This is a genomic window from Rhizobium sp. L51/94 (genome assembly GCF_019355555.1).
Taxonomy (GTDB): Bacteria; Pseudomonadota; Alphaproteobacteria; order Rhizobiales; family Rhizobiaceae; genus Rhizobium; species Rhizobium rhododendri.
On sequence record NZ_CP072141.1, the window covers coordinates 2,081,591 to 2,102,207 of the forward strand.

Sequence of the window (20,617 nt, forward strand, 5' to 3'; positions counted from 1 at the left end):
GTTTAAGCAGTTAGAGGTTCGCCCTGATGACAAGTCTCAGAAGCGCAGCCCCAACATGGGTTTCAAACGGTTTCGATCCACGCCCACCGTGGAAGGAAGAAGGGAAGGCATCGCTGCCTTCCCTCTGATCGGAGATGTCGGACGCGATTAAGCGACGACGTAAGGCAGCAGGCCGAGGAAACGGGCGCGCTTGATGGCCTGGGCCAGTTCGCGCTGCTTCTTCTGGGAAACGGCCGTGATACGCGAAGGAACGATCTTGCCGCGCTCGGAAATGTAGCGCTGCAGAAGGCGAACGTCCTTGTAGTCGATCCGCGGTGCGTTGGCGCCGGAGAACGGGCAGGTCTTGCGACGACGATGAAACGGACGACGGACCTGCGAAGAGGAGGAAGCTTCAGACATATTCAGATCTCCTTAAACGCGGTCTTCGCGCGGACGGCGCGGACGGTCTTCGCGATCACCACGATCCGGGCGAGGACCACGGTCGCCGAAACCACCACGATCCGGACGGTCGCCATCACGACGCGGACGGTCGTCACGGTCGCGCTTCTGCATCATGGCAGATGGGCCTTCCTCGTGCTTTTCGACGGCAATCGTCATGTAGCGCAGGACGTCTTCCGAGATGCGCATCTGGCGTTCCATTTCCTGCACGGCGGCAGGAGGAGCGTCGATGTCCATCAGGGCGTAGTGAGCCTTGCGGTTCTTGTTGATGCGATAAGTCAGGGACTTGAGGCCCCAGTTCTCGATACGCCCGACTTTGCCACCGTTAGCTTCGATGACACCCTTGTACTGTTCTACGAGGGCATCAACCTGCTGCGCGGAAACGTCCTGTCGGGCAAGGAATACATGTTCGTAAAGAGCCATGATGAGCTTTGCCTTTCTTGCGTTTGTGAAACCCGGTATCGGCGGCTAAGCCTCAACGACTGCTCCTGTAAGGGGTGACCCCAGCAAGAAAGCGTTAATCCGAGACGGTCGAGAGCGGAGACACGGGAGGCTGGAACGCTTCCGTTCCGAACGATTTCCAAGGAAACCGGCCCTCCGTTCAGCCACCAGCCAGATGACCGGGTTTGCGAACACGGCGGCTTATACGGGATTCTCGGCGAAAGGCAAGGGAGGGCGGCAAAGGAATATGGTGAAGTGGCTGCGTCTCCTTCTCCCCGCCGGGGAGAAGGTGGCCCCGAAGGGGTCGGATGAGGGGGGCTCCTCACGCGGTACACGGTATGCCGCGCGTCCCCCTCATCTGCCCTGGCGGGCATCTTCTCCCCGGCGGGGAGAAGAGAAATCCTCAGATCGGCATCGGGTATTGGCGATGAACCTTGGCTATCTCGGCCAACACCTCGGGCGACAGCGTCAGGTCTGCGGCGCTGATATTAATCTTCAGTTGCTCCATCGTGGTCGCCCCGATGATCGCTGCTGCCATGAACGGGCGGGTAAGGCAGAATGCGATGGCCATCGCCGACGGGTCGAGGCCGTGCTTGCGGGCGATTTCGAGATAGGCCTTGACGGCCGGCTCCTGCAGCGGCTGCAGGCGGCCGCCGAGATCGCCGTTGATGGCCGCGCGGGAGCCCTCTGGCTTGGCCCCGCCGACATATTTGCCGGTGAGGAGCCCGGCGGCCAGCGGCGAGTAGGCCAGCAGCCCGACATCCTCGTGATGCGACAGTTCGGCAAGGTCGAGATCGAAATGGCGGTAGAGGAGGCTGTACTCGTTCTGGATGCTGGCGACGCGCGGCAGGCCCTTCTGTTCGGCCAGCGTCAGATATTTCTGCGTACCCCAGCTCGTCTCGTTGGAAAGACCGATTGCGCGGATCTTGCCTTCCTTGACGCATTCGCCGAGCGTCTGGAGGATGTCCTCGATGTTGGCGATGACAGCGGCGCGGTCCTGGGTGAAGGGATTGTAGTTCCAGCTCTGGCGGAAGTGGAAATGGCCGCGGTTCGGCCAGTGGATCTGGTAGAGGTCTATATAGTCGGTTTTCAGGCGCTTCAGGCTGGCCTCGAGCGCAAGGCGGATATTGGCGGCGTCGGCGCCCTGGCCTCCGCGCAGATAGGAACGTCCGTTGCCGGCAACCTTGGTGGCGAGTACGATATCCGTGCGCTTGCCGGTTTTTTCGAACCAGGTGCCGATATGCTCTTCGGTGCGGCCCTGCGTCTCGGCCGACAGGGGCGTAACGGGGTACATTTCGGCGGTATCGAAGAAGTTGATGCCCTTCTCGACGGCGAAATCCATCTGCTCGCGGGCCTCGGCTTCGCTGTTCTGCGTGCCCCAGGTCATGGTGCCAAGGCAGATTTGCGAAATCGAAATGCCTGTGCGGCCTAAATTCTGATATTTCATGGGAAAACCTTGGATCTGGCGGGAATGCATGTCCGGGAGGACGGCGGGAATTTAGGTCTAATTCTCGCAAGTGCAAGAAAAATTCGTGGGCCTTAGCATCCGCAAAAGCCCGGTGCCATCAGGCCTGCGCTCTTGACTCCGGGGACAAGAATGCCGATTGGGAAGCCAAACAAGGACGCCAAACAATGACTGTTGCTTTCACATTCCCGGGTCAGGGAAGCCAGGCCGTCGGCATGGGCAAGGATCTGGCCGAGCAGTTTCCCGAAGCCCGCGCGGTCTTTGCCGAGGTCGATGATGCCCTCGGCGAGGCACTTTCCGAGACGATATTCAACGGCCCCGAAGACAAGCTGACGCTGACGGCCAATGCCCAACCGGCGTTGATGGCCGTATCGGTGGCCGCTTTTCGGGTTCTGCAAGCCCGCGGACTCGATCTCAAGGGTAAGGTCGGCTATGTCGCCGGCCATTCGCTCGGCGAATACTCGGCGCTCTGTGCTGCCGGCACCTTCACGCTCGCCGACACCGCCCGTCTTCTGCGCATCCGCGGCAACGCCATGCAGGCAGCTGTTCCCGTCGGCACCGGCGCGATGGCTGCTATCATCGGGCTCGAGCAGGCGGACGTTGTTGCCGTCTGCGAGGAAGCATCGGCGCTCGGCGCCTGCCAGATCGCCAATGACAATGGTGGCGGCCAGATCGTGATCTCGGGCGAGAAGGCAGCCATCGAGAAGGCGGCGGCACTGGCGACCGAAAAGGGCGCCAAGCGGGCGATCCTGCTGCCGGTCTCCGCACCCTTCCATTCCAGCCTGATGGCACCGGCCGCAGACGCGATGCGCGAAGCGCTCGCCAACGTCAAGATGTCCGATCCTATCGTGCCTGTCATCGCCAATGTCCGTGCTGCTCCCGTCACCGATGCCGGCGAGATTGCCGCGCTCTTGGTCGAGCAGGTCACAGGCCAGGTTCGCTGGCGCGAGACGGTTCAGTGGTTTGCCGCCAACGATGTGACGACGCTCTATGAAGTCGGTGCCGGCAAGGTGCTGACCGGGCTTGCCAAGCGCATCGACAAGTCTGTGACCGGCATCGCCGTCAATTCGCCCGCTGATATCGAAGCAGCGCTTGCCGGCCTCGTCGGCTGACCGAGTGCGCTACCAAGCACGCAACATCCAGGAATGAGGAAACTCACATGTTTGACCTGACCGGCCGCAAGGCCCTGATTACCGGCGCCACCGGCGGCATCGGCGAGGAAATCGCCCGCACGCTGCACGCCCAGGGCGCCATCGTCGGCCTGCACGGGACTCGTGTCGAAAAGCTCGAGGCACTGGCAGCCGAACTCGGCGATCGCGTCAAGATCTTCCCGGCCAACCTTTCCGACCGCGACGAAGTCAAGGCGCTCGCCGCCAAGGCAGAGGCAGAACTCGAAGGCGTCGATATTCTCGTCAACAATGCCGGCATTACAAAGGACGGCCTGTTCGTGCGCATGAGCGACGAAGACTGGGATAATGTCATCGAGATCAACCTGACCTCGACATTTCGACTGACTCGCGAACTCACGCATCCGATGATGCGCCGCCGCTACGGCCGCATCATCAACATCACGTCGATCGTCGGTACGACCGGCAATCCGGGCCAGGCGAACTACTGCGCCTCGAAGGCCGGCATGATCGGCATGACAAAATCGCTGGCCCAGGAAATCGCCACGCGCAACGTCACCGTCAACTGCGTTTCGCCGGGCTTCATCGCCAGCGCAATGACCGATAAGTTGAACGACAAGCAGAAGGACGGCATCATGGGCGCCATCCCGATGAAGCGCATGGGCACCGGTGCCGAGATCGCTGCGGCCGTCGCCTATCTCGCATCCAGCGAAGCAGCCTACGTGACGGGGCAGACGCTGCACGTCAACGGCGGCATGGCCATGATCTGAAATGGAAATTGCGGTTGGGGAGAGAATTTGTCCCCAACAGCTTGTTGGGCGGGCCCGTAGGGTTGATTTTCAGGCTTTGCGACAGAGATAAAGCATGTTAATCGGGCCATGACTGTGAACAGTCGTCCCGAATACGCAGATTCTACATGCCGTTATTGCGCGGTTTTGTGGTATCTCAAGCCGGGTTGAACGGGTTTGCCAACGGTGCTCCGATTGAGTGCTGCAGGTTGAAAACAGGGTAGGGGTGCCAGACGGCATTCTGATCAGGAAATAAGGTCGAGGAAACCGACATGAGCGATATCGCAGAACGCGTTAAGAAAATTGTTGTTGATCATCTTGGCGTCGACGCCGACAAGGTTGTTGAAGGCGCCAGCTTCATCGACGACCTGGGTGCGGACTCGCTCGACACTGTCGAACTGGTCATGGCATTCGAAGAAGAATTCGGCGTTGAAATCCCGGACGACGCCGCCGACTCCATTCTGACGGTTGGCGACGCTGTAAAGTTCATCGAAAAGGCCCAGGCTTAACAGCTTGGCAATATTAAAGGGCGGGCTCATGGAGTCCGCCCTTTTTCGTCCGGTCATGCCGGACTTTCCATATGATATGCATGACATGCGCGAAGACAGGGGCTGAGGGCGATGAGACGTGTCGTTATCACGGGTACCGGCATGGTATCTCCTTTGGGGTGTGGCACGGAGGTGTCCTGGACACGCTTGCTCGCCGGCCACAACGGCGCCCGCCTGATCACCGAATTCGAAGTTTCCGATTTGCCTGCCAAGATCGCCTGCCGGGTTCCCGTCGGCGACGGTAGCGACGGCACGTTCAATGCCGACGACTGGATGGAGCCGAAGGAACAGCGCAAGGTCGATCCCTTCATCATCTACGGCATGGCCGCCGCCGATATGGCGCTGAACGATGCCGGCTGGCATCCGAAGACCGACGAGGACCAGATTGCTACCGGTGTGATGATCGGCTCCGGTATCGGGGGTCTGGAAGGCATCGTCGAGGCCGGCTACACGTTGCGTGACAAGGGTCCCCGGCGCATCTCTCCGTTTTTCATTCCCGGCCGTCTGATCAATCTTGTGTCCGGCCAGGTCTCTATTCGCCACAAGCTGCGCGGCCCGAACCACGCCGTCGTCACGGCCTGTTCCACCGGGGCCCATGCCATCGGCGACGCCGCCCGCTTCATCGCCTTTGGCGATGCTGACGTGATGGTTGCCGGCGGTGCCGAGGCTCCCGTTTGCCGCATTGCCATGGCTGGATTTGCCGCCTGCAAGGCGTTGTCGACCCAGCACAACGACGATCCACAGAAGGCTTCGCGCCCTTACGACAACGACCGCGACGGCTTTGTCATGGGCGAGGGAGCTGGCATCGTCGTGCTCGAGGAACTCGAACACGCCAAGGCGCGCGGCGCCAAGATATATGCGGAAGTGGTCGGCTATGGCCTGTCCGGCGACGCCTACCACATCACCGCACCGTCAGAAAACGGCGAGGGCGCTTTCCGCTGCATGACATCTGCCTTGAAGCGTGCGGGCGTCACGGCAGCCGATGTGGACTACATCAATGCCCATGGCACATCGACCATGGCCGATACGATCGAGCTTGGCGCCGTCGAGCGACTGGTCGGCGCCTCCGCTTCGAAGATCTCGATGTCGTCCACCAAGTCGGCGACCGGACATCTCCTCGGAGCGGCCGGAGCAATCGAGGCGATTTTCTCGGCATTGGCGATCCGCGACAATATCGTGCCGCCGACGCTGAACCTCGACAATCCGGAGCGGCCAACCGCGATCGATCTGGTACCGCACACCGCGCGCAAGCGCGATGTCAACATTGCGCTGTCGAACTCCTTCGGATTTGGCGGAACCAACGCGTCGCTCGTTCTGCGCCGCTATGAGGCTTAGAGGCAGGTAACGGCTGATTTTTCGCGCACCACGTGTGTGCGGAAGATCCTGAACCTGTTTTTGCCGCATTGCTTGGTCAAGAGCGGACAAAGACAAGAAGAAGGGACTGCCGGTGAACGACACGAACCAGAACGGGGATACGCCGGCGGGGCAGAAGGGACCGATCATTCCTAAATCGCCAAACGAGGCATTGCGTCCCGAACGCGTGCCGGAGCCACCGAAGCGGTCCCGCAAGGCCCGCAGCCAGATGGTCATCTTCCTGAACTTCCTGATGACGCTTGTCGTCTTCGTCATCGCGCTGGGCGTCATCGGCTTCTACTATGTCGTCTCGACCTACCAGTCGCCCGGACCGCTGACCACCAATGCCAACTTCATCGTCCGTAACGGAGCGGGTCCATCCGAAATCGCTTCTCGGCTGGAGGCCAGCAACATCATTTCTGATGCTCGGATATTCAAATATCTCGCGGCCCGTCAACTCCGCGACGGCGATACACTGAAGGCCGGCGAATACGAGATCAAGGCCGGCGCGTCCATGAAGGACATCATGGAGTTGATGGAGTCCGGCAAGTCCATTCTCTATTCCGTCACGCTGCCGGAGGGCCTGACAACTCGCCAGATCTTCAACAAGCTTCAGGCCGATCCCATACTCGAGGGCGAACTGCCGTCTGCCCTGCCGCCGGAGGGAAGTCTCGAGCCGAACACCTACAAGTTTTCTCGCGGCGCGAAGCGTGCCGAGATTGTCGACCAGATGGCTGCGGCCCAGAAGAAACTGGTCGACCAGATCTGGGAAAAGCGTGACGCCAACCTGCCATTCGCCAGCAAGCAGGAACTCGTCATACTGGCATCGATCGTCGAAAAGGAAACCGGCCTTGCCGACGAGCGTGCACATGTAGCGTCGGTATTCATCAACCGCCTCGCCAAGAACATGCGCCTTCAGTCTGATCCAACCGTGATCTACGGTCTGTTCGGCGGGGACGGCAAGCCGACAGACCGGCCGATCTACCAATCGGACCTGAAGAAGGAAACGCCGTACAACACCTACATCATCAAGGGTTTGCCGCCGACGCCGATTGCCAATCCCGGACGCGATGCACTCGAAGCCACGGCCAACCCCTGGAAGTCGCAGGATCTCTACTTTGTAGCCGACGGCAGTGGCGGGCATGTCTTTTCCGCGACGCTGGAAGAGCATAACGCCAACGTCAAGCGCTGGCGCAAGATCCTGGCCGACAAGGGCGTCAACAGCACCGATATCGTTGTCGACGGCCAGCCTGAAGAAAATGGTGCCGTGACGCCGGCAAAGAAGAAGTAACCCGAAGCAAAGCACGGAGACGCTGATGGCACTGCAGTCCATGACAGGATTTGCCCGGCGTGAAGGCACCAGCGGTCGCTACCGCTGGGCCTGGGAACTGCGCTCGGTCAACGGCAAGGGGCTCGACTTGCGCCTGCGCCTGCCGCCCGGCCTAGAGCGTCTGGAACTCGACATCCGGCGCCTTGTTCCGCTGCAGTTTTCCCGTGGCAACATTCAGGCAAGCCTGTCGATCTCGGCCGACGAAAACCGCTTCGAAGCGGTCGTCAACCAGGCAGCACTCGCCACCGTACTTGCCATGCGCGATCAGCTGGCCGGCATCATCGATCCCGCGCCGCTGAAGCTCGATACGCTGATGGCGATCCGCGGCATCATAGAGTTTCGCGAGACCCCCGAAGGTGACGATGCAGTCGCCAGCCGCGACGCCGACATCATGGCTGGGCTCGAGGGTGCGCTCTACGACCTCAGGACCATGCGGGAGGAGGAAGGACAGGCGCTGGCCCACGTCCTGCTCGACCAGGTCGCCACCATCGAGACGCTGACGGATACCATAGAGCGCGATCCGTCGCGGTCGCCGGCTGAAATCGCCACGAGGCTTGCAGCCCAGGTCGCTTTGTTGATGGACGCAGCCTCCGGGCTGCATCGCGACAGGCTTCACGCAGAGGCGGCGCTCATCGCCACCAGGGCGGATTTGCGCGAGGAGATAGACCGGCTGATGGCCCATGTCGCCGCCTCTCGCGAATTGATGAGGAAAGGTGGCCCGATAGGGCGCAAGCTCGATTTTCTTGCACAGGAATTTAACCGCGAATCGAATACCGTCTGTTCGAAATCGAATGCCGCAGCCGTTACCAACGCCGGCATCGAATTGAAGGTGGTCATCGACCAGTTTCGCGAACAAGTTCAGAATTTGGAGTGAATGATGAATACGGCGATCTCGCCATCGTTGCCAATCGCCCGACGCGGTCTGATGCTGGTCATCTCCTCGCCATCGGGCGCCGGCAAATCGACCATTGCCCGCACGCTGCTGGCCGACGACAAGCAACTCAGCCTCTCCGTCAGCGTCACCACGCGCCAGCGTCGCCCGAGTGAAATCGCCGATGTCCACTACCACTTCGTCTCGCAGCGCGAGTTCGAGCGGATGCGCGATGCCGATGCACTTCTGGAATGGGCAGAGGTTCATGGCAATTTCTACGGCACGCCGCGCGAGCCTGTCGAGACGGCGATGGCCGAGGGCCGCGACATGCTGTTCGATATCGACTGGCAGGGCGCCCAACAGTTGCAGGACAAGATGGCGGCAGACGTGGTCTCGGTCTTCATCCTGCCGCCGACCATGACGGAACTTCAGTCCCGACTGCATCGCCGTGCCGAAGACTCGGAGGCGGTGATTGCGACGCGGCTGCAGAATTCCCGCGCCGAAATCGAGCACTGGCGGGAGTACGATTATGTTCTGGTCAACGAGGATCTGAACACAGCCTTCGATTCGGTGCAGTCGATCGTCAAGGCCGAGCGTCTGCGCCGCGACCGTCGCCATGGTATGTTCGATTTCATTCGGGGCTTGCTGGAAGAAGTGCCGAAACTCTAGAGGCAGTTCGCCAGCCGGCAGAACTCTTCCACGGACAATGTTTCGGCCCGCCTTGTCGGGTCGATGTCGGCGCGCGCCAGCAGCACTTCCCCACCGAGCGATTTGACACTCTGGCGCAGCATCTTGCGGCGCTGGCCAAAAGCCGCCTCGGTGACACGCTCGAGCTTAGCGACGGAGCAGGGGATCGGGTTTTCGCGAGGTGTCAGGTGGATCACCGACGAGGTGACCTTGGGCGGCGGCGTGAAAGCCTGCGGCGAGATATCGAAAGCCGCGTAGGCCTCCGTGCGCCAGCCACAGATCACGCCCAGTCGTCCGTAATGATTGTCGCCCTCGGCAGCGACGATGCGCTGGCCGACTTCCTTCTGGAACATCAGTGTCAGCGATTGCCAGAACGGCGGCCAAACGGCTGGCAGCAGCCAGTTCAGCAGCAACTGTGTGCCAACATTGTAGGGGAGGTTGGCGATGACCCGCACGGGGCCATCTGTCGCCAGCGCGGCAAAGTCGATCTTCAGCGCATCGCCTTCGATCACCTCCAACCGGCCGGGATAATGGGCAGCAATCTCCGCTAGCGCCGGCAGGCAGCGCGGGTCGCGCTCGATGGCTATGACCTTCTTGGCACCGAGCGCTAAGATTGCCCGCGTCAGTCCCCCGGGACCGGGCCCGACCTCGATGACGGTAACGCCCTCAAGGTTGCCGGCCGTCCGCGCCACGCGCTGCGTCAGGTTGAGGTCGAGAATGAAATTCTGTCCCAGCGCCTTGCGTGCATCGAGCCCAAACCGCTCGATGACATCGCGAAGGGGAGGCAGCCCGTCGAGAGCGGCCATCAGGCAGATATCCTGTCGACACGGGCAAGGTCGGCAGCAAGCTTCAGGGCTGCCACGAGACTGTCCGCCTTGGCAATGCCCTTGCCGGCAATGCCGAAGGCGGTGCCGTGGTCCGGCGATGTGCGGACGAAGGGAAGGCCGAGCGTCACGTTGACGGAGTCGTCGAACCCGAGCGCTTTGGCCGGGATCAGCGCCTGGTCATGATACATGCAGATAGCCACATCGTAGCGATGGCGTGCGTCGTCGTGGAACATGGTGTCGGCCGGAAGCGGGCCGAAGGCGTCGATACCCTCGGCGCGCAATACCTCGATGGCGGGGTGGATGATGTCCTTGTCCTCGCTACCGAGCGTCCCGTCCTCGCCGGCATGAGGATTGAGCCCGGCTACAGCAAGCCGGGGGCGGGCAATGCCGAAACGGGCCTTGAGATCGGCGTGCGTAATCCGGCAGGTCTCGATGATGAGGTCTGCTGTCAGCGCTGTCGGCACGTCCTTCAGGGGAATGTGGATCGTTACCGGTATGGCTCGTAATTTCGGGCCGGCCAGCATCATCACAGGCATGAAGCGCTTGCCGCTGTGGCGGCCTGCAAGGTCCGCCAGAAATTCCGTATGGCCGGGAAAGCCGAAGCCGGCCTCGTATAGCACGGACTTGGCAATCGGGTTCGTCACGACAGCTGCAGCCTCTCCTGCCATTGTCAGCTGTACGGCAGTCTCGATCGCAGCGATGGTGCCGCGCGCGGTCGAAACATGCGGCACGCCAGCAGCCACGTCGACACCCGAAGCCACCGGCAGAACCGGCAGCGCGGTGGCGAAGATCGAGCAGGCCTGCGCAGCATCGCATTCCCGAAGGGGAATCTCCCGTCCCAGCAACCGGGCGCGTACGCCGAGGGCAGCCGGATCGCCGATGAAAAGGAACGGCGCAAGCCCCAGCTCCGTGCGGCGCATCCACGCGTCAAGCGTTATGTCGAGGCCTATGCCGGCAGGGTCGCCCTGGGTAAGCGCCAGTGGCCGGGTGTTGAACGCTGTCATCCGAAGAGATCAGCGGTAGATGATCTGCGCCTTGGAGCGCAGTTCATCCACGTATTTCTTCTCGTTGCCGGTGGCCTCGCCCTGGGCGTTCTTGCCAAGATCTTCCTGGCGGAAGACGGCAGCGGCGGCGACATCGTCGCTGACCTGACGCTTGGAGCAAATGGCCAGATACTCGACGCCACGGTCCGTGACGATGGAAGACGTTGTGTTGCCGGTCGCGCCCTCGACCAGCGGCTTCCACTGGGTTGGCAGTTCCGGCGCAAGAACGCGGCCGAGGTCGCGCACCGAGACGTCATGCATCGTGGCGGCAAACACCTTGGCCTGCTCGCATCCCGGGAATTTGGCGCGCGAGGCATCTGCTTCGGCCTTGCGCTTGGCTTCCAGCGTTCCCTTCTTGGCGGCGGGGACCACGAAGATCACCTGCTTGAGGAAATATTCCGTGGTCGACGTGTTGTTCTTGTTCTGCGTCATGCGGGTGATGAGCTCGTCGGGCGACAGCTTGCCGCTGGCGCCGAAGCGCGCATTCAGAACGCGTGGCCAGCTCATCTGGATGGCGATATAAGCTTTGAAGTGTGCGGGCGTGACGCCGGTCTTTGTGAGGACCTCGTTCAGCTGCTCCGTCTTCATCTTGTTGCTTGCGGCAAAGCGGGCATAGGAAGCATCGACATCCGTTGTCGACACCGACATGCGAACGCGCTGGATTTCCTGGCGCTTCAGCAGTTCCGTGACCAGCTGCTCCTTGGCGAGCTTGGGCAAGTCGCCCGTCTGGTGCTGCAGGCGCATGAAGTTGATACGCTTGGCGATGTCGCCGCTGGTGATGACTTCATTGTTGACGAGGACCTTGACCTCGCTGGTGCCCGATGCGACGGCCGGAGGAGCGCCCCGCTGTTGTGGCGCAGCCTGGCCCGAGATCGGCAGTGATGTGGCAATGGCCAAGGCGACAGCGCCGGTTAAAATGGCGCGTACCGGGTTCTGTCCAGCAAACATCGACTATCCCTCTCAAAGGTCCCAGCGGTTGGCCGCTCCTGTCCCGGACGTATCCGGACGGGCCAACGTTTCCTGCCGACCATCTACAGCAAGGCTATGGAATTGCACAATCCTTGCGGCGAAACAATGACACGGATTTTGCACGGAATGGGATCTTTGGGCAGCGATATAACGGTGACCGGATGGAAATCCGGTCACCGTGCGCTTGATGCTAGAAGGTGGTGTCCGACGCGCTGCCGACATTGATGTCGCCAAGGGTACGGAAGGTGATCTTGGCACCGATGGACCAGTCGCTGGCGGTCTGGTCTACGCTGTCGCTTTTCGACAGGTAGGAGATGCTGAAGATTGTGCATTCGTCGCTGTAGGAAAGTCCGACGCCACGACGCGTCACATCGTTGTTGTTCAGGTCGTAGCTGACCGTCCCGAAGATCGCCCAGTAGTCCTTGAAGTTGATCTGGGCGCGTGTCTGGATTTCGTCGTTGTCGGAGGTGAAGCCGTATTCGGGCTGCGCCTTGATATGCGTGTAGGTAACCGAGGTCTGGAAGTCGGCATTCGCATATCCGAGCGTCGAGTCACCACGCTTGAACGACATATCCTTGTGATCGAGGCGGTAGGAGCCCGTCAGCGACAAGCCCTGCGGTGTCGATAGAGACGCCATGGCGACATAGTCGGAAACACTGTCTTCGAGGCCAGACTCGGCACCGGCGTTTACAAGGTCCGCCGTATCGAAAGAGTTCTGTCCAGCCAGCTGGTAGGACTGGCCGACAATGCTCGTCAGCTTGTAGCCGCTGTCGAAGCTGCCGGTGTAGCGGATACCGACATTGGCGCGCGTGCCGCCTTCGATACGGTCGAAGCCCGAGAACTTGTCGCGATTGAAGAGGTTGCTGGCGTCGAAGACGAAGCTCTGCGCATCTTCGTTCGGCAGCCTGCCTGCCAGCGTCTCGTTCGGACGAACGTAAAGCTGTGCAATCGGCTCGAACACGTGTGTGCTGTTCGCCGTTGAGACCATGATCGGGTATTTCGCTTCGATCCCGGCCGTCAGCATGCCCTGTGCGGCCGTGCTGCTGTCGTCGTAGTTGCCGGAATAGCTGTAGTTGGTGCCGATCGAATTCGGCGAGTCCATGCCGAGGCCGTAGGCATCGCCACGTGCTGCCATCAACGGGGTGAGGAGGAGACCACCCTGCGTCGCGAAAGTCCGCTGCCACTGCAATTCGGTCGTCAGGCGGCTGGTGTCGCCCTTCAGTCCTTCAAACCGATCCTTGGTCGTCAGGTCGCTGAGGTCGCGCGCAGCCACTTCCTGGCGCGAGATGTTGGTGAAGTTCATCGTCGCCGAAAGTTCGCCGCCGTAAACGGGCTTGGGATCGACATAGTGGTAGTCGATCACCGGGGCAGCGATCGCCTGCTGCTTCTCGCTGTCGCTGTTTTCGGTGGCGTCCTGCACGTCGTAATAGAAGCCGCGCATATCGAAATAATTGCGCTTGCCGAGACCCGTCAAATAGACCTCGTTGGTGTGGGTGCTCTGGTTGAGACCCTCGATGCCGTAGGTACGGGCAAAGTTGTTGTCCGTCTGCGCCATCACATCCCAGCCGAACGTCCAGCGTGGATTGATCTGGAAATCGCCCTTGGAGGCGATCAACGCACGGGTCTTTGATTCCGCGTCGCTTGTGCCTGCAGTGAAGGCATCGGGCTTGTTCTGGTCGATACCGGCAGCCCGGATCGTATAGGTGCCGTTTTCAAGCCGCTGGCGGAATTCGCCTTCGAGCAGGAATCCCTGCGTGGTGTAACCCGTCGCGCTGACGGTTGCGTCCATGCTTGGCGAGATGACGTAGTAATAGGGAACCTTGGCGCCAAAACCAAGGTTTTGCGAGACGCTGAAGGTCGGGAACAGAAAGCCGGACTTGCGCTTGACCGTGTTGTCCGGAACTTCGATCCACGGAATGTAGGCAATCGGCAGGCCGAACAGTTCGAACCGGGCGTGCTCCAGGCGAACCGTATGCGTCACGCCGTTCTGGACGACGCGCTGCGCCTTCACCTGCCACAGCGGTGCCTTGCCGAGCTTGGTGCAGGCGAGGCAGGCCGTGTAGATGCCCTTGGTCAGGATCATCTGCGTACCGCCAACCCGCTCGGCCTTTTCGGAGGCAAGGCGGGTGTTGTCCGGCATTTCGATGCGCAGCGAATCGACGAAGCCATCCGAGAAACTGTCGGTGACGTCCATCTTGTCGCCATACATGCGATTGCCGTCGGGCGTGATGAGCTCGACATTGCCGAGCGCCATCATCCGGCCGGTCTTCTGATTGTAGACGACCTGCTGGGCGACCATCTTGTAGCCGCCATAGTTGATCTGCACCGCGCCGTTAGCGGTGACGACCTGTGTGTCCTTGTTATAGATCAGCTCGTTCGAGGACAGCACCAGCTTCGAATCAGCCGGTACATTGACCTTCGCGGTTTTCATTGGCGAGCCGTCCTGGCCGAATACGGCAGGCGACGTCGCGACGTAGGCACTCAGTGCTGCCAATACGACAGCCGAGAGCTTTCTGATCTGTTTGCGGTTAGTGACCGCCACTAGCCATCCTCCTGATGAAGCAGGATCGTTGCGCCCAAAGCCAAGGCGACGACCACGGGTATCCATGTCGCCACGAAGGGAGGCACAACGCCACTACTTCCGAATGCCTTTACAAGCACGTTGACGACATAAAGCACGAAGCCTGCGAGTATTCCACCCAGAATCACGGAACGTGACTGGTTGAAACGGCTGAATTTTAGAGACACGGTTGCGGCAATGAGAGTCATTGCCACCATGAGGAAGGGTTGTGAAAGCAGGGAGTTAAACTGCGTCTCCAACGCCTTGGTAGATATACCAAAGCTTCGTGCGATCTCAATTCGATTAGAAAGATCATAAAAAGCAATGGTTTCAGGCTGTGCCAGCCGTTGGGACACGAAATCCTGTTTCAAATTCGTACGGACGCGCACCGTAGCCTTGTGCGCAGGGATCTCCCCCGGAGCACGCTCCACAACGCCGGTAAGAAGCCAGTAACCATCTTCCAACTTAGCAGAGTTTGCGTCCTGCCGAAGCACCACGTCGCCCTGTGGATTGAAGTGGATGAAAACCGCGTTCATCAGCGTCATGCCGTTGTCGACAACGGTTTTCGCGCCAATGATGACATCATCGTCGCGGGCGATCTGGCGCAGCCACGGCACGGAGAGCCGGTTGTGATAGGACGGGTCGCCGCGCAGGTCCGCCTCGAGCGCATCCGCCTGCCGCTGGCCGGCTGCCGCGATCGGGTTAAGCACCAGCATTGTCAGCAGCCCGACGATAAACGCGCCGAAAATGAACGGCGCCATGAATTGCCAGACGGAAATGCCGGCGGCGCGGGCAATCACCAGTTCGTAGCGACGATTGAGCGCGATCAGCGTCGTCATGCCGACGAACAGCACGAGAAACGGCATCGTTTGCTGCAGGATGAGCGGCAGGCGGACGGCGGTCATCAGCAGCCCGATGGCGACGGTATAGCCGGGAAGGCCGGAGAGCCTGCCGGCATTTTCGCTGAAATCGGCGAGGAAGACGATGGCCGTCACGCCGACGAAGAACCAGCCGGTGGTGATGGCATAGCGGAGGAAGAAATAGCGGTTCAGGGTGCCGAAAATCATGCGTTGCCTCCGCTCGATTTCCCACCGGATGCCGGCATTTTCGCCTGCGCCCGCAGCCACCATCCGCTGATGCGATTGCGCAAGGTCGTTGGCATGGTCCGCTTCTTCGTGCGTGACAGCAGGAAGATGCAGATCAGGATCGAACCGATGTTGATTGCATAGAGAACGCCGATGAAATAGGGCGCGGCTTCGATCTGGTTGGCGGCATAGAAATCCGCCCAGCGCAGGCCGAATGAGATGGTAAGCGCCGACACCATCGGATGCAGGCGTGCCTCACGATGGGACCGGGCGTCGCCGGCAATGACGAGGGAGATCAGCGCGAAGATCGCCGGCAGCATCCAGTCCGTCAGGCGACGGTGAAGCTCGGCACGGTAGCCTGTCGGTTTCGCCTTGTAGTCGGCATCGTTCGGATCGGGATGCAGAAGGAATGGCAGGCTTCTGTCGCCGGAGCGAAGATTGGCCTGGCCACGGCTCTGGCTAAGATCCGAGAGGTCGAATGAATAGCTGTCGAACTTGATGACCGAGACGTTGCCGTCGACGGTTTTGCGGTGCACTTCGCCGTCATGCATCAGCAGCGACTTGCCGCTCGGATCGACGGCGCCTTCCTTGGCGTAATAGATAAGGTCGAAGGCCGGATCGCGGGAATCGGCGACGAACAGGCCCTTGAGGATACGCCCCGACATCCGCTGGGAGATCTCGACATAGAGGCCGTCTTCGATTCGGCGGAAGTTCTTTTCCTCGATGACCGTGGACAGAAGGTCGGCATAGGCGGCAGCGACCATGTCGCGCGCCGCGACACGCGCCTTTGGCTCAACCATATTGTCGACGGCAAAGGAGAAAATACTGACGGCGACGGCCAGAAGCATGATCGGGCGGATGATCACCATCCGGTTGGCACCCGCAGCCTCCATCACCGTCAATTCCGAATCGGTGTTCATGGCAGTTAGCGTCTGCGTGATGCCGATCACCAGGGCGAAAGGCAGCACGACGGGAATGATCGTTGGCAGGATGAGGGTGGCAAGCGTCGCAAACGACCCCATCGACTGGCCGCTGTCCGTCACCAGATTGATGCGCTGCAACACCTGAGTCGTCCAGATGATGGCAAGCACCGGCAGCAGCGCCACCAGAAACATCAAACCGACACGCCGGGTAATATAGGATTCAAGTAGTTTCATGCCGGCCCTTGATGCGACGCGTCTCCGAAAGCCCTCAGGCCTCGCAGTTCCAATTCCTCTACGCTGTTTGTTATTTTTTTGCGACAAGCGGCACGCGAAAATTTCGTTAATTTCTCGAAATATTTCCATGGTGTGTCGTTTGTGATCGGAGGTGGACGACAGCCGCTTTGCAGACCCGGCAACCACCCCCTTCGCGCTCCAGATTTCCCATGGATATAAAGTGTATGGGTGTGGGGCTTGCTACGACGGGTACGCGCAGTTTGCTGCGAACTAATGCAGGCTTTGTGGCCCTTAAGCTTGTATTCAATGGGGAAACCCTAAATGATCCCACATCAAAGACCCGGCATCGGGCACATCGTGGAGCTGACATGTCTGTGAAATTCGAAATCTCCTTTGCACCCTCGGCACGGCCGACGACGGGACTGGCTGTCCTCCTCCAAGGTATCGGCAGCGAGCGACCGGCCGGCGCGGAGCACGTCGATCCTGCTAACACCGTTGCCAAGGCAACCCGCATCGCCGGCTATTCTGCAAAGTCTCTGAAGACCCTCGATATCGTCGCGCCGGAAGGGTCCTCCGTCGAGAGGATCCTGGTGATAGGGACGGGCAAGCCGGCCGATACCACGCCGCATGACTGGTTGAAGCTCGGCGGCGTCGCTGCAGCGCGCATGAAGAAGGTCGAGACCGTGACGGTTTTCGTCGACAGCCCGGGTGCCGACGTCACCCCGCAGAATGCTGCCGATTTCGCGCTGGGCATGCTGATGCGCGCCTACAGCTTCGATACCTACAAGACCCGCAAGGGCGAAGACGACGAGAAGACCAGCAAGGCAATCAAGGTGACCATCGTCACTGCCAAGGCTGCGCAAGCCGATGTCCTGTTCGGCGATTCGGAAGCGATTGCGGCCGGCGTCAACCTCGCCCGAGACCTGGTCAACGAGCCGCCAAACGTCCTCGGTCCCGTCGAATTCGCCGCCAAGGCCAAGGAGTTGGAAAAGCTCGGCGTGACCGTCGAGATTCTCACCGAGCGCGACATGCGGACGCTTGGCATGGGCGCGCTGCTGGGCGTAGCCCAGGGGTCCGTCCGCCCGCCGCGTCTGGCAATCATGCAGTGGAACGGCGGCAAGCCCGGCGAGGCACCGATCGCCTTCATCGGCAAGGGCGTCGTCTTCGATACCGGCGGCATTTCCATCAAGCCATCGGCCGGGATGGAGGACATGAAGGGCGACATGGGCGGCGCCGCTGCCGTTATCGGCCTGATGCACACGCTGGCGGCACGCGGCGCCAAGGCCAATGTCGTCGGCGTCCTCGGCCTCGTTGAGAACATGCCCGACGGCAACGCCCAGCGCCCCGGCGACATCGTCACGTCCATGTCCGGCCAGACGATCGAGATCATCAATACAGATGCCGAAGGCCGTCTCGTTCTCGGCGATGCCATCTGGTACACAAACGACCGGTTCAAGCCGCAATTCATGGTCAATCTGGCGACGCTCACCGGCGCCATCGTCGTTGCCCTCGGCAGCCAGCATGCAGGCTTGTTTTCCAACGACAACACGCTTGCCGAACGCCTGACGGCCGCCGGTCTTGCCACCAATGAGCGCCTTTGGCGGATGCCGCTCGGCAAGGACTACGACAAGCTGATCGACAGCAAGTTCGCCGACATGAAAAACAGCGGCGGCCGCCAGGCCGGATCGATCACCGCCGCACAATTCATCAAGCGCTTCGTGAAGGACACTCCATGGGCCCATCTCGACATTGCAGCAACGGCCCTCGGCTCGCCGCTCGACGAGATCAACCAGTCCTGGGGTTCAGGCTTTGGCGTCCGCCTGCTCGACGAACTCGTGCGCCGGCACTACGAGCAGTGATCGGTAAAAACGAGATCGCCCGATGACCGAGGTGCTGTTCTATCATCTGACGGAATCAAAGCTCGAGGACGCCCTGCCGCCATTGCTCGACAAAAGCGTCGAGCGTGGCTGGCGGGTGGCGGTGCAAGGTCGCGACCCGGCTCGGCGCGACCTGCTCGACAGCCATTTGTGGACATTCCGCGAGGACAGTTTCCTTCCTCATGGCACCGATGCCGGCGAGGCGCCAGAACACCAGCCGGTGCTGCTGACGCTGTCGCCGGAAAATGTCAACGATGCCAAGGTCCGCTTCTTCGTCGACGGTGCCGAAGCTGAAGAGATCGACGTCTACGACCGCGTCGTCTTCATGTTTGACGGCTACGATCAGTCACAACTGGAAGGTGCCCGGGCCCAGTGGAAAAAGCTGAAAGCCGAGGGCCACAAGCTCACCTACTGGCAGCAGACCCAGGAAGGTCGCTGGGAAAAGAAGGCCTGACCTGAAGATTTAGGTAGTCGAGGCGAGGGGTCACCCGTTCCCGACTACCTTGTCGATGAAAGCTTTCTTCGCGTCCGTATAGGCGGCGCGGTCCCCGGAAAATTTGGCTGCAAGAGAAATCTTAAGATCTTCATACTCAGACGCCAGGGCGGCATTCGTGCGGAGTTTGTCGCGAAACAGCAGGTTTCGCCTCCAATGAAAACCTTGATGTTCTACAATATGCACGAGATGGGTGCGCGTCTGCTGCTTGATACCACGTCCGAAAATATGGTCATCCGGAACGATATCTGCGCCGGCATAATCGTAGCCAATGGATTCCATCGGCTTGATACAGTCACTACCGTCTTCGAAACGACGGATGCCGACGATGATATCGATAACGGGCTTCGCCCTGATGCCCGGTATCGAAGTGCTTCCGAAGTGCTGGATATCGATCGCAAGTGCACCCAGTACAAGCCGGATGCATTCGGCTTCCTCGGCGTAGGCCTTAGGCCATCGGTCGTCGGGCTCCGCGAGCACGACGAGCTTATGTTTGACGCCAAGACCGTAGGCTGATTCTTCATTCCGCTGCATTTTCGACCCCGGAATTAATGCGAACACTACCTCTTATTCAAGCGCCTTCGCACGCATCTGGAACCCGCAGATCAATCGTGGAACGCTTCCACGAACTTGCGCTTGCCGAGCATGAAGGCGTCGGCGACGTGGCGGAGGGGGGCGAGATCGACGTCCGATGTGCCGGCCTTGACGATTTCGGCGAAGCGGCGGTACAGCGACGGGTATTCCGCCTCCGGTTCGGCGAGCTTCAGTTCTTCGTCGACGAAAAGCTTGGCGCCGCCATCGGCCAGCCGCATCGTGCCGGCCTCCGTCTCGACGATGATATCCCAGCTCTGCTTGCCAGTCTGGCGCCAGTCGAATTCAGCGTGCACGGGCACTCCGGTGGCATCCTTGAAGTGCAGGTCGGCAGCGATGGGCGCATCGCGGTTTTCCGGGAACTCCAGGGTTGCGCCGGTGAGGAAGATGGCGCGAGGCAGGATGTGGGTGACGATCGACAGGGCGTTGATGCCGGGATCGAACACGCCGAGGCCGCCGGCCTGCCAGATCCAGTCCTGGTTCGGATGCCAGTGGCGCACGTCTTCCTTCCAGATGACATGCATGCTCTTGATCGTCGTCGCGGCAAGAAAGTCCTTTGCGGCCTCGACGCCCGGTGCGTAGCGCGAATGCCAGCTTGCAAACAACGACACGCCCTTGGCCTTCGCCAGCGCTTCGAGGTCGTGGACTTCGCTCAGTGTCGCGCCCGGTGGCTTCTCGAGAAACACGTGCTTGCCCGCCGTCAGCGCCTTGTAGGCGGCCTCATAGCGGTATTGCGGCGGCATGCACAGCGACACGGCGTTCATCGCAGGAACAGTGGCAATCATCTCGTCGATGGTCGTGAAACTCTGGATGCCGTCGACAGTGCCGTTGCGGCTGGCTGTGGCGATCAGGTTGTAGTCCGCATTGGCCGCGATCGACGGCAGATGCTGGTCGCGGACGATCTTGCCGACGCCGACGATGCCGAGCTGGATGGGGGCGGAGGGATTGGAAGACATGGGCTTGCTCG

General features: G+C 60.6%; 20 protein-coding genes. 9 read left to right on the plus strand and 11 right to left on the minus strand.

All coding sequences use genetic code 11. From position 1 onward, the window contains the following. Nucleotides 1-147: 147 nt before the first annotated feature. The 3 genes from rpsR to J5274_RS10210 all read right to left on the minus strand — a co-directional run bounded on the left by rpsR (nt 148) and on the right by J5274_RS10210 (nt 2,326). Complete coding sequence (gene rpsR, locus J5274_RS10200; protein WP_111220447.1) at nt 148-399, minus strand: 30S ribosomal protein S18; 252 nt, start codon at nt 397-399, stop codon at nt 148-150. A 12-nt stretch (nt 400-411) separates the two neighbouring features. Beyond that, the gene (rpsF, locus tag J5274_RS10205; RefSeq protein WP_111158624.1) at nt 412-861 is read right to left on the minus strand and encodes a 30S ribosomal protein S6; all 450 of its coding nucleotides are present in this window, start codon (nt 859-861) and stop codon (nt 412-414) included. A gap of 421 nt (nt 862-1,282) precedes the next feature. Beyond that, nucleotides 1,283-2,326: an aldo/keto reductase gene (locus J5274_RS10210; RefSeq protein ID WP_142829696.1), complete on the minus strand. Its 1,044-nt coding sequence runs from the start codon at nt 2,324-2,326 to the stop codon at nt 1,283-1,285. 185 nt (nt 2,327-2,511) lie between these two features. Here J5274_RS10210 and fabD point away from each other — a divergent pair, with 185 nt between their 5' ends. From fabD to gmk, 7 genes are all read left to right on the plus strand, one after another. Then, complete coding sequence (gene fabD, locus J5274_RS10215; RefSeq protein WP_142829694.1) at nt 2,512-3,456, plus strand: ACP S-malonyltransferase; 945 nt, start codon at nt 2,512-2,514, stop codon at nt 3,454-3,456. Between the two features lie 47 nt (nt 3,457-3,503). Then, on the plus strand, nt 3,504-4,241 hold the full coding sequence (fabG, locus tag J5274_RS10220; RefSeq protein ID WP_142829692.1) for a 3-oxoacyl-[acyl-carrier-protein] reductase: 738 nt from the start codon (nt 3,504-3,506) through the stop codon (nt 4,239-4,241). A gap of 290 nt (nt 4,242-4,531) precedes the next feature. Then, nucleotides 4,532-4,768: an acyl carrier protein gene (locus J5274_RS10225; protein WP_027675866.1), complete on the plus strand. Its 237-nt coding sequence runs from the start codon at nt 4,532-4,534 to the stop codon at nt 4,766-4,768. Nucleotides 4,769-4,879: 111 nt separating this feature from the next. Beyond that, nucleotides 4,880-6,142, plus strand: a complete 1,263-nt coding sequence (gene fabF / locus J5274_RS10230) for a beta-ketoacyl-ACP synthase II (RefSeq protein WP_142829690.1) — start codon at nt 4,880-4,882, stop codon at nt 6,140-6,142. Between the two features lie 106 nt (nt 6,143-6,248). Continuing rightward, the gene (gene mltG, locus J5274_RS10235; protein ID WP_263431799.1) at nt 6,249-7,451 is read left to right on the plus strand and encodes an endolytic transglycosylase MltG; all 1,203 of its coding nucleotides are present in this window, start codon (nt 6,249-6,251) and stop codon (nt 7,449-7,451) included. A gap of 25 nt (nt 7,452-7,476) precedes the next feature. Continuing rightward, nucleotides 7,477-8,364 (plus strand): YicC/YloC family endoribonuclease, encoded by an 888-nt coding sequence (locus J5274_RS10240; protein WP_219274583.1) that lies wholly within the window; start codon nt 7,477-7,479, stop codon nt 8,362-8,364. Nucleotides 8,365-8,367: 3 nt separating this feature from the next. After that, entirely contained in the window at nt 8,368-9,030 is a 663-nt protein-coding gene (gene gmk / locus J5274_RS10245) for a guanylate kinase (protein WP_142829684.1), read from the plus strand. Here gmk and rsmA read toward each other — a convergent pair. The 6 genes from rsmA to J5274_RS10275 form a co-directional block, all read right to left on the minus strand. After that, entirely contained in the window at nt 9,027-9,854 is an 828-nt protein-coding gene (rsmA, locus tag J5274_RS10250) for a 16S rRNA (adenine(1518)-N(6)/adenine(1519)-N(6))-dimethyltransferase RsmA (RefSeq protein ID WP_142829682.1), read from the minus strand. The two genes, gmk and rsmA, sit on opposite strands and share 4 nt — an antisense overlap. Beyond that, nucleotides 9,854-10,879 (minus strand): 4-hydroxythreonine-4-phosphate dehydrogenase PdxA, encoded by a 1,026-nt coding sequence (gene pdxA / locus J5274_RS10255; RefSeq protein ID WP_142829680.1) that lies wholly within the window; start codon nt 10,877-10,879, stop codon nt 9,854-9,856. The genes rsmA and pdxA overlap by 1 nt, the downstream gene beginning before the upstream one ends. A gap of 9 nt (nt 10,880-10,888) precedes the next feature. Continuing rightward, on the minus strand, nt 10,889-11,866 hold the full coding sequence (locus J5274_RS10260) for a peptidylprolyl isomerase (RefSeq protein WP_142829678.1): 978 nt from the start codon (nt 11,864-11,866) through the stop codon (nt 10,889-10,891). A gap of 211 nt (nt 11,867-12,077) precedes the next feature. Continuing rightward, nucleotides 12,078-14,429 carry an LPS-assembly protein LptD gene (locus J5274_RS10265; protein ID WP_202617155.1) on the minus strand — a complete coding sequence of 784 codons (2,352 nt, stop codon included), beginning with the start codon at nt 14,427-14,429 and terminating at the stop codon, nt 12,078-12,080. Further along, complete coding sequence (gene lptG / locus J5274_RS10270) at nt 14,429-15,514, minus strand: LPS export ABC transporter permease LptG (protein WP_143122967.1); 1,086 nt, start codon at nt 15,512-15,514, stop codon at nt 14,429-14,431. Before lptG ends, J5274_RS10265 begins: the two co-directional genes overlap by 1 nt. Next, nucleotides 15,511-16,689: an LptF/LptG family permease gene (locus tag J5274_RS10275; protein WP_142829672.1), complete on the minus strand. Its 1,179-nt coding sequence runs from the start codon at nt 16,687-16,689 to the stop codon at nt 15,511-15,513. The genes lptG and J5274_RS10275 overlap by 4 nt, the downstream gene beginning before the upstream one ends. Before the next feature lie 368 nt (nt 16,690-17,057). On the opposite strand from J5274_RS10275, the gene J5274_RS10280 reads away from it, so the two are divergent. Both J5274_RS10280 and J5274_RS10285 read left to right on the plus strand, forming a co-directional pair. Further along, entirely contained in the window at nt 17,058-18,548 is a 1,491-nt protein-coding gene (locus J5274_RS10280) for a leucyl aminopeptidase (protein WP_142829670.1), read from the plus strand. Nucleotides 18,549-18,570: 22 nt separating this feature from the next. Continuing rightward, nucleotides 18,571-19,020 (plus strand): DNA polymerase III subunit chi, encoded by a 450-nt coding sequence (locus J5274_RS10285; protein WP_142829669.1) that lies wholly within the window; start codon nt 18,571-18,573, stop codon nt 19,018-19,020. 30 nt (nt 19,021-19,050) lie between these two features. On the opposite strand, the gene J5274_RS10290 is transcribed toward J5274_RS10285, so the two are convergent. Next, on the minus strand, nt 19,051-19,593 hold the full coding sequence (locus tag J5274_RS10290) for a GrpB family protein (RefSeq protein WP_219274584.1): 543 nt from the start codon (nt 19,591-19,593) through the stop codon (nt 19,051-19,053). A 71-nt stretch (nt 19,594-19,664) separates the two neighbouring features. After that, nucleotides 19,665-20,606: a Gfo/Idh/MocA family protein gene (locus J5274_RS10295; protein ID WP_142829665.1), complete on the minus strand. Its 942-nt coding sequence runs from the start codon at nt 20,604-20,606 to the stop codon at nt 19,665-19,667. Between the last annotated feature and the right edge of the window lie 11 nt (nt 20,607-20,617).

Bases quoted from the DNA above. Each gene is read 5' to 3' on its own strand.
- rpsR (WP_111220447.1), bottom strand. From the start codon at position 399: ATGTCTGAAGCTTCCTCCTCTTCGCAGGTCCGTCGTCCGTTTCATCGT.
- rpsF (WP_111158624.1), bottom strand. From the start codon at position 861: ATGGCTCTTTACGAACATGTATTCCTTGCCCGACAGGACGTTTCCGCG.
- J5274_RS10210 (WP_142829696.1), bottom strand. From the start codon at position 2,326: ATGAAATATCAGAATTTAGGCCGCACAGGCATTTCGATTTCGCAAATC.
- fabD (WP_142829694.1), top strand. From the start codon at position 2,512: ATGACTGTTGCTTTCACATTCCCGGGTCAGGGAAGCCAGGCCGTCGGC.
- fabG (WP_142829692.1), top strand. From the start codon at position 3,504: ATGTTTGACCTGACCGGCCGCAAGGCCCTGATTACCGGCGCCACCGGC.
- J5274_RS10225 (WP_027675866.1), top strand. From the start codon at position 4,532: ATGAGCGATATCGCAGAACGCGTTAAGAAAATTGTTGTTGATCATCTT.
- fabF (WP_142829690.1), top strand. From the start codon at position 4,880: ATGAGACGTGTCGTTATCACGGGTACCGGCATGGTATCTCCTTTGGGG.
- J5274_RS10240 (WP_219274583.1), top strand. From the start codon at position 7,477: ATGGCACTGCAGTCCATGACAGGATTTGCCCGGCGTGAAGGCACCAGC.
- gmk (WP_142829684.1), top strand. From the start codon at position 8,368: ATGAATACGGCGATCTCGCCATCGTTGCCAATCGCCCGACGCGGTCTG.
- rsmA (WP_142829682.1), bottom strand. From the start codon at position 9,854: ATGGCCGCTCTCGACGGGCTGCCTCCCCTTCGCGATGTCATCGAGCGG.
- pdxA (WP_142829680.1), bottom strand. From the start codon at position 10,879: ATGACAGCGTTCAACACCCGGCCACTGGCGCTTACCCAGGGCGACCCT.
- J5274_RS10260 (WP_142829678.1), bottom strand. From the start codon at position 11,866: ATGTTTGCTGGACAGAACCCGGTACGCGCCATTTTAACCGGCGCTGTC.
- lptG (WP_143122967.1), bottom strand. From the start codon at position 15,514: ATGATTTTCGGCACCCTGAACCGCTATTTCTTCCTCCGCTATGCCATC.
- J5274_RS10275 (WP_142829672.1), bottom strand. From the start codon at position 16,689: ATGAAACTACTTGAATCCTATATTACCCGGCGTGTCGGTTTGATGTTT.
- J5274_RS10280 (WP_142829670.1), top strand. From the start codon at position 17,058: ATGTCTGTGAAATTCGAAATCTCCTTTGCACCCTCGGCACGGCCGACG.
- J5274_RS10285 (WP_142829669.1), top strand. From the start codon at position 18,571: ATGACCGAGGTGCTGTTCTATCATCTGACGGAATCAAAGCTCGAGGAC.
- J5274_RS10290 (WP_219274584.1), bottom strand. From the start codon at position 19,593: ATGCAGCGGAATGAAGAATCAGCCTACGGTCTTGGCGTCAAACATAAG.
- J5274_RS10295 (WP_142829665.1), bottom strand. From the start codon at position 20,606: ATGTCTTCCAATCCCTCCGCCCCCATCCAGCTCGGCATCGTCGGCGTC.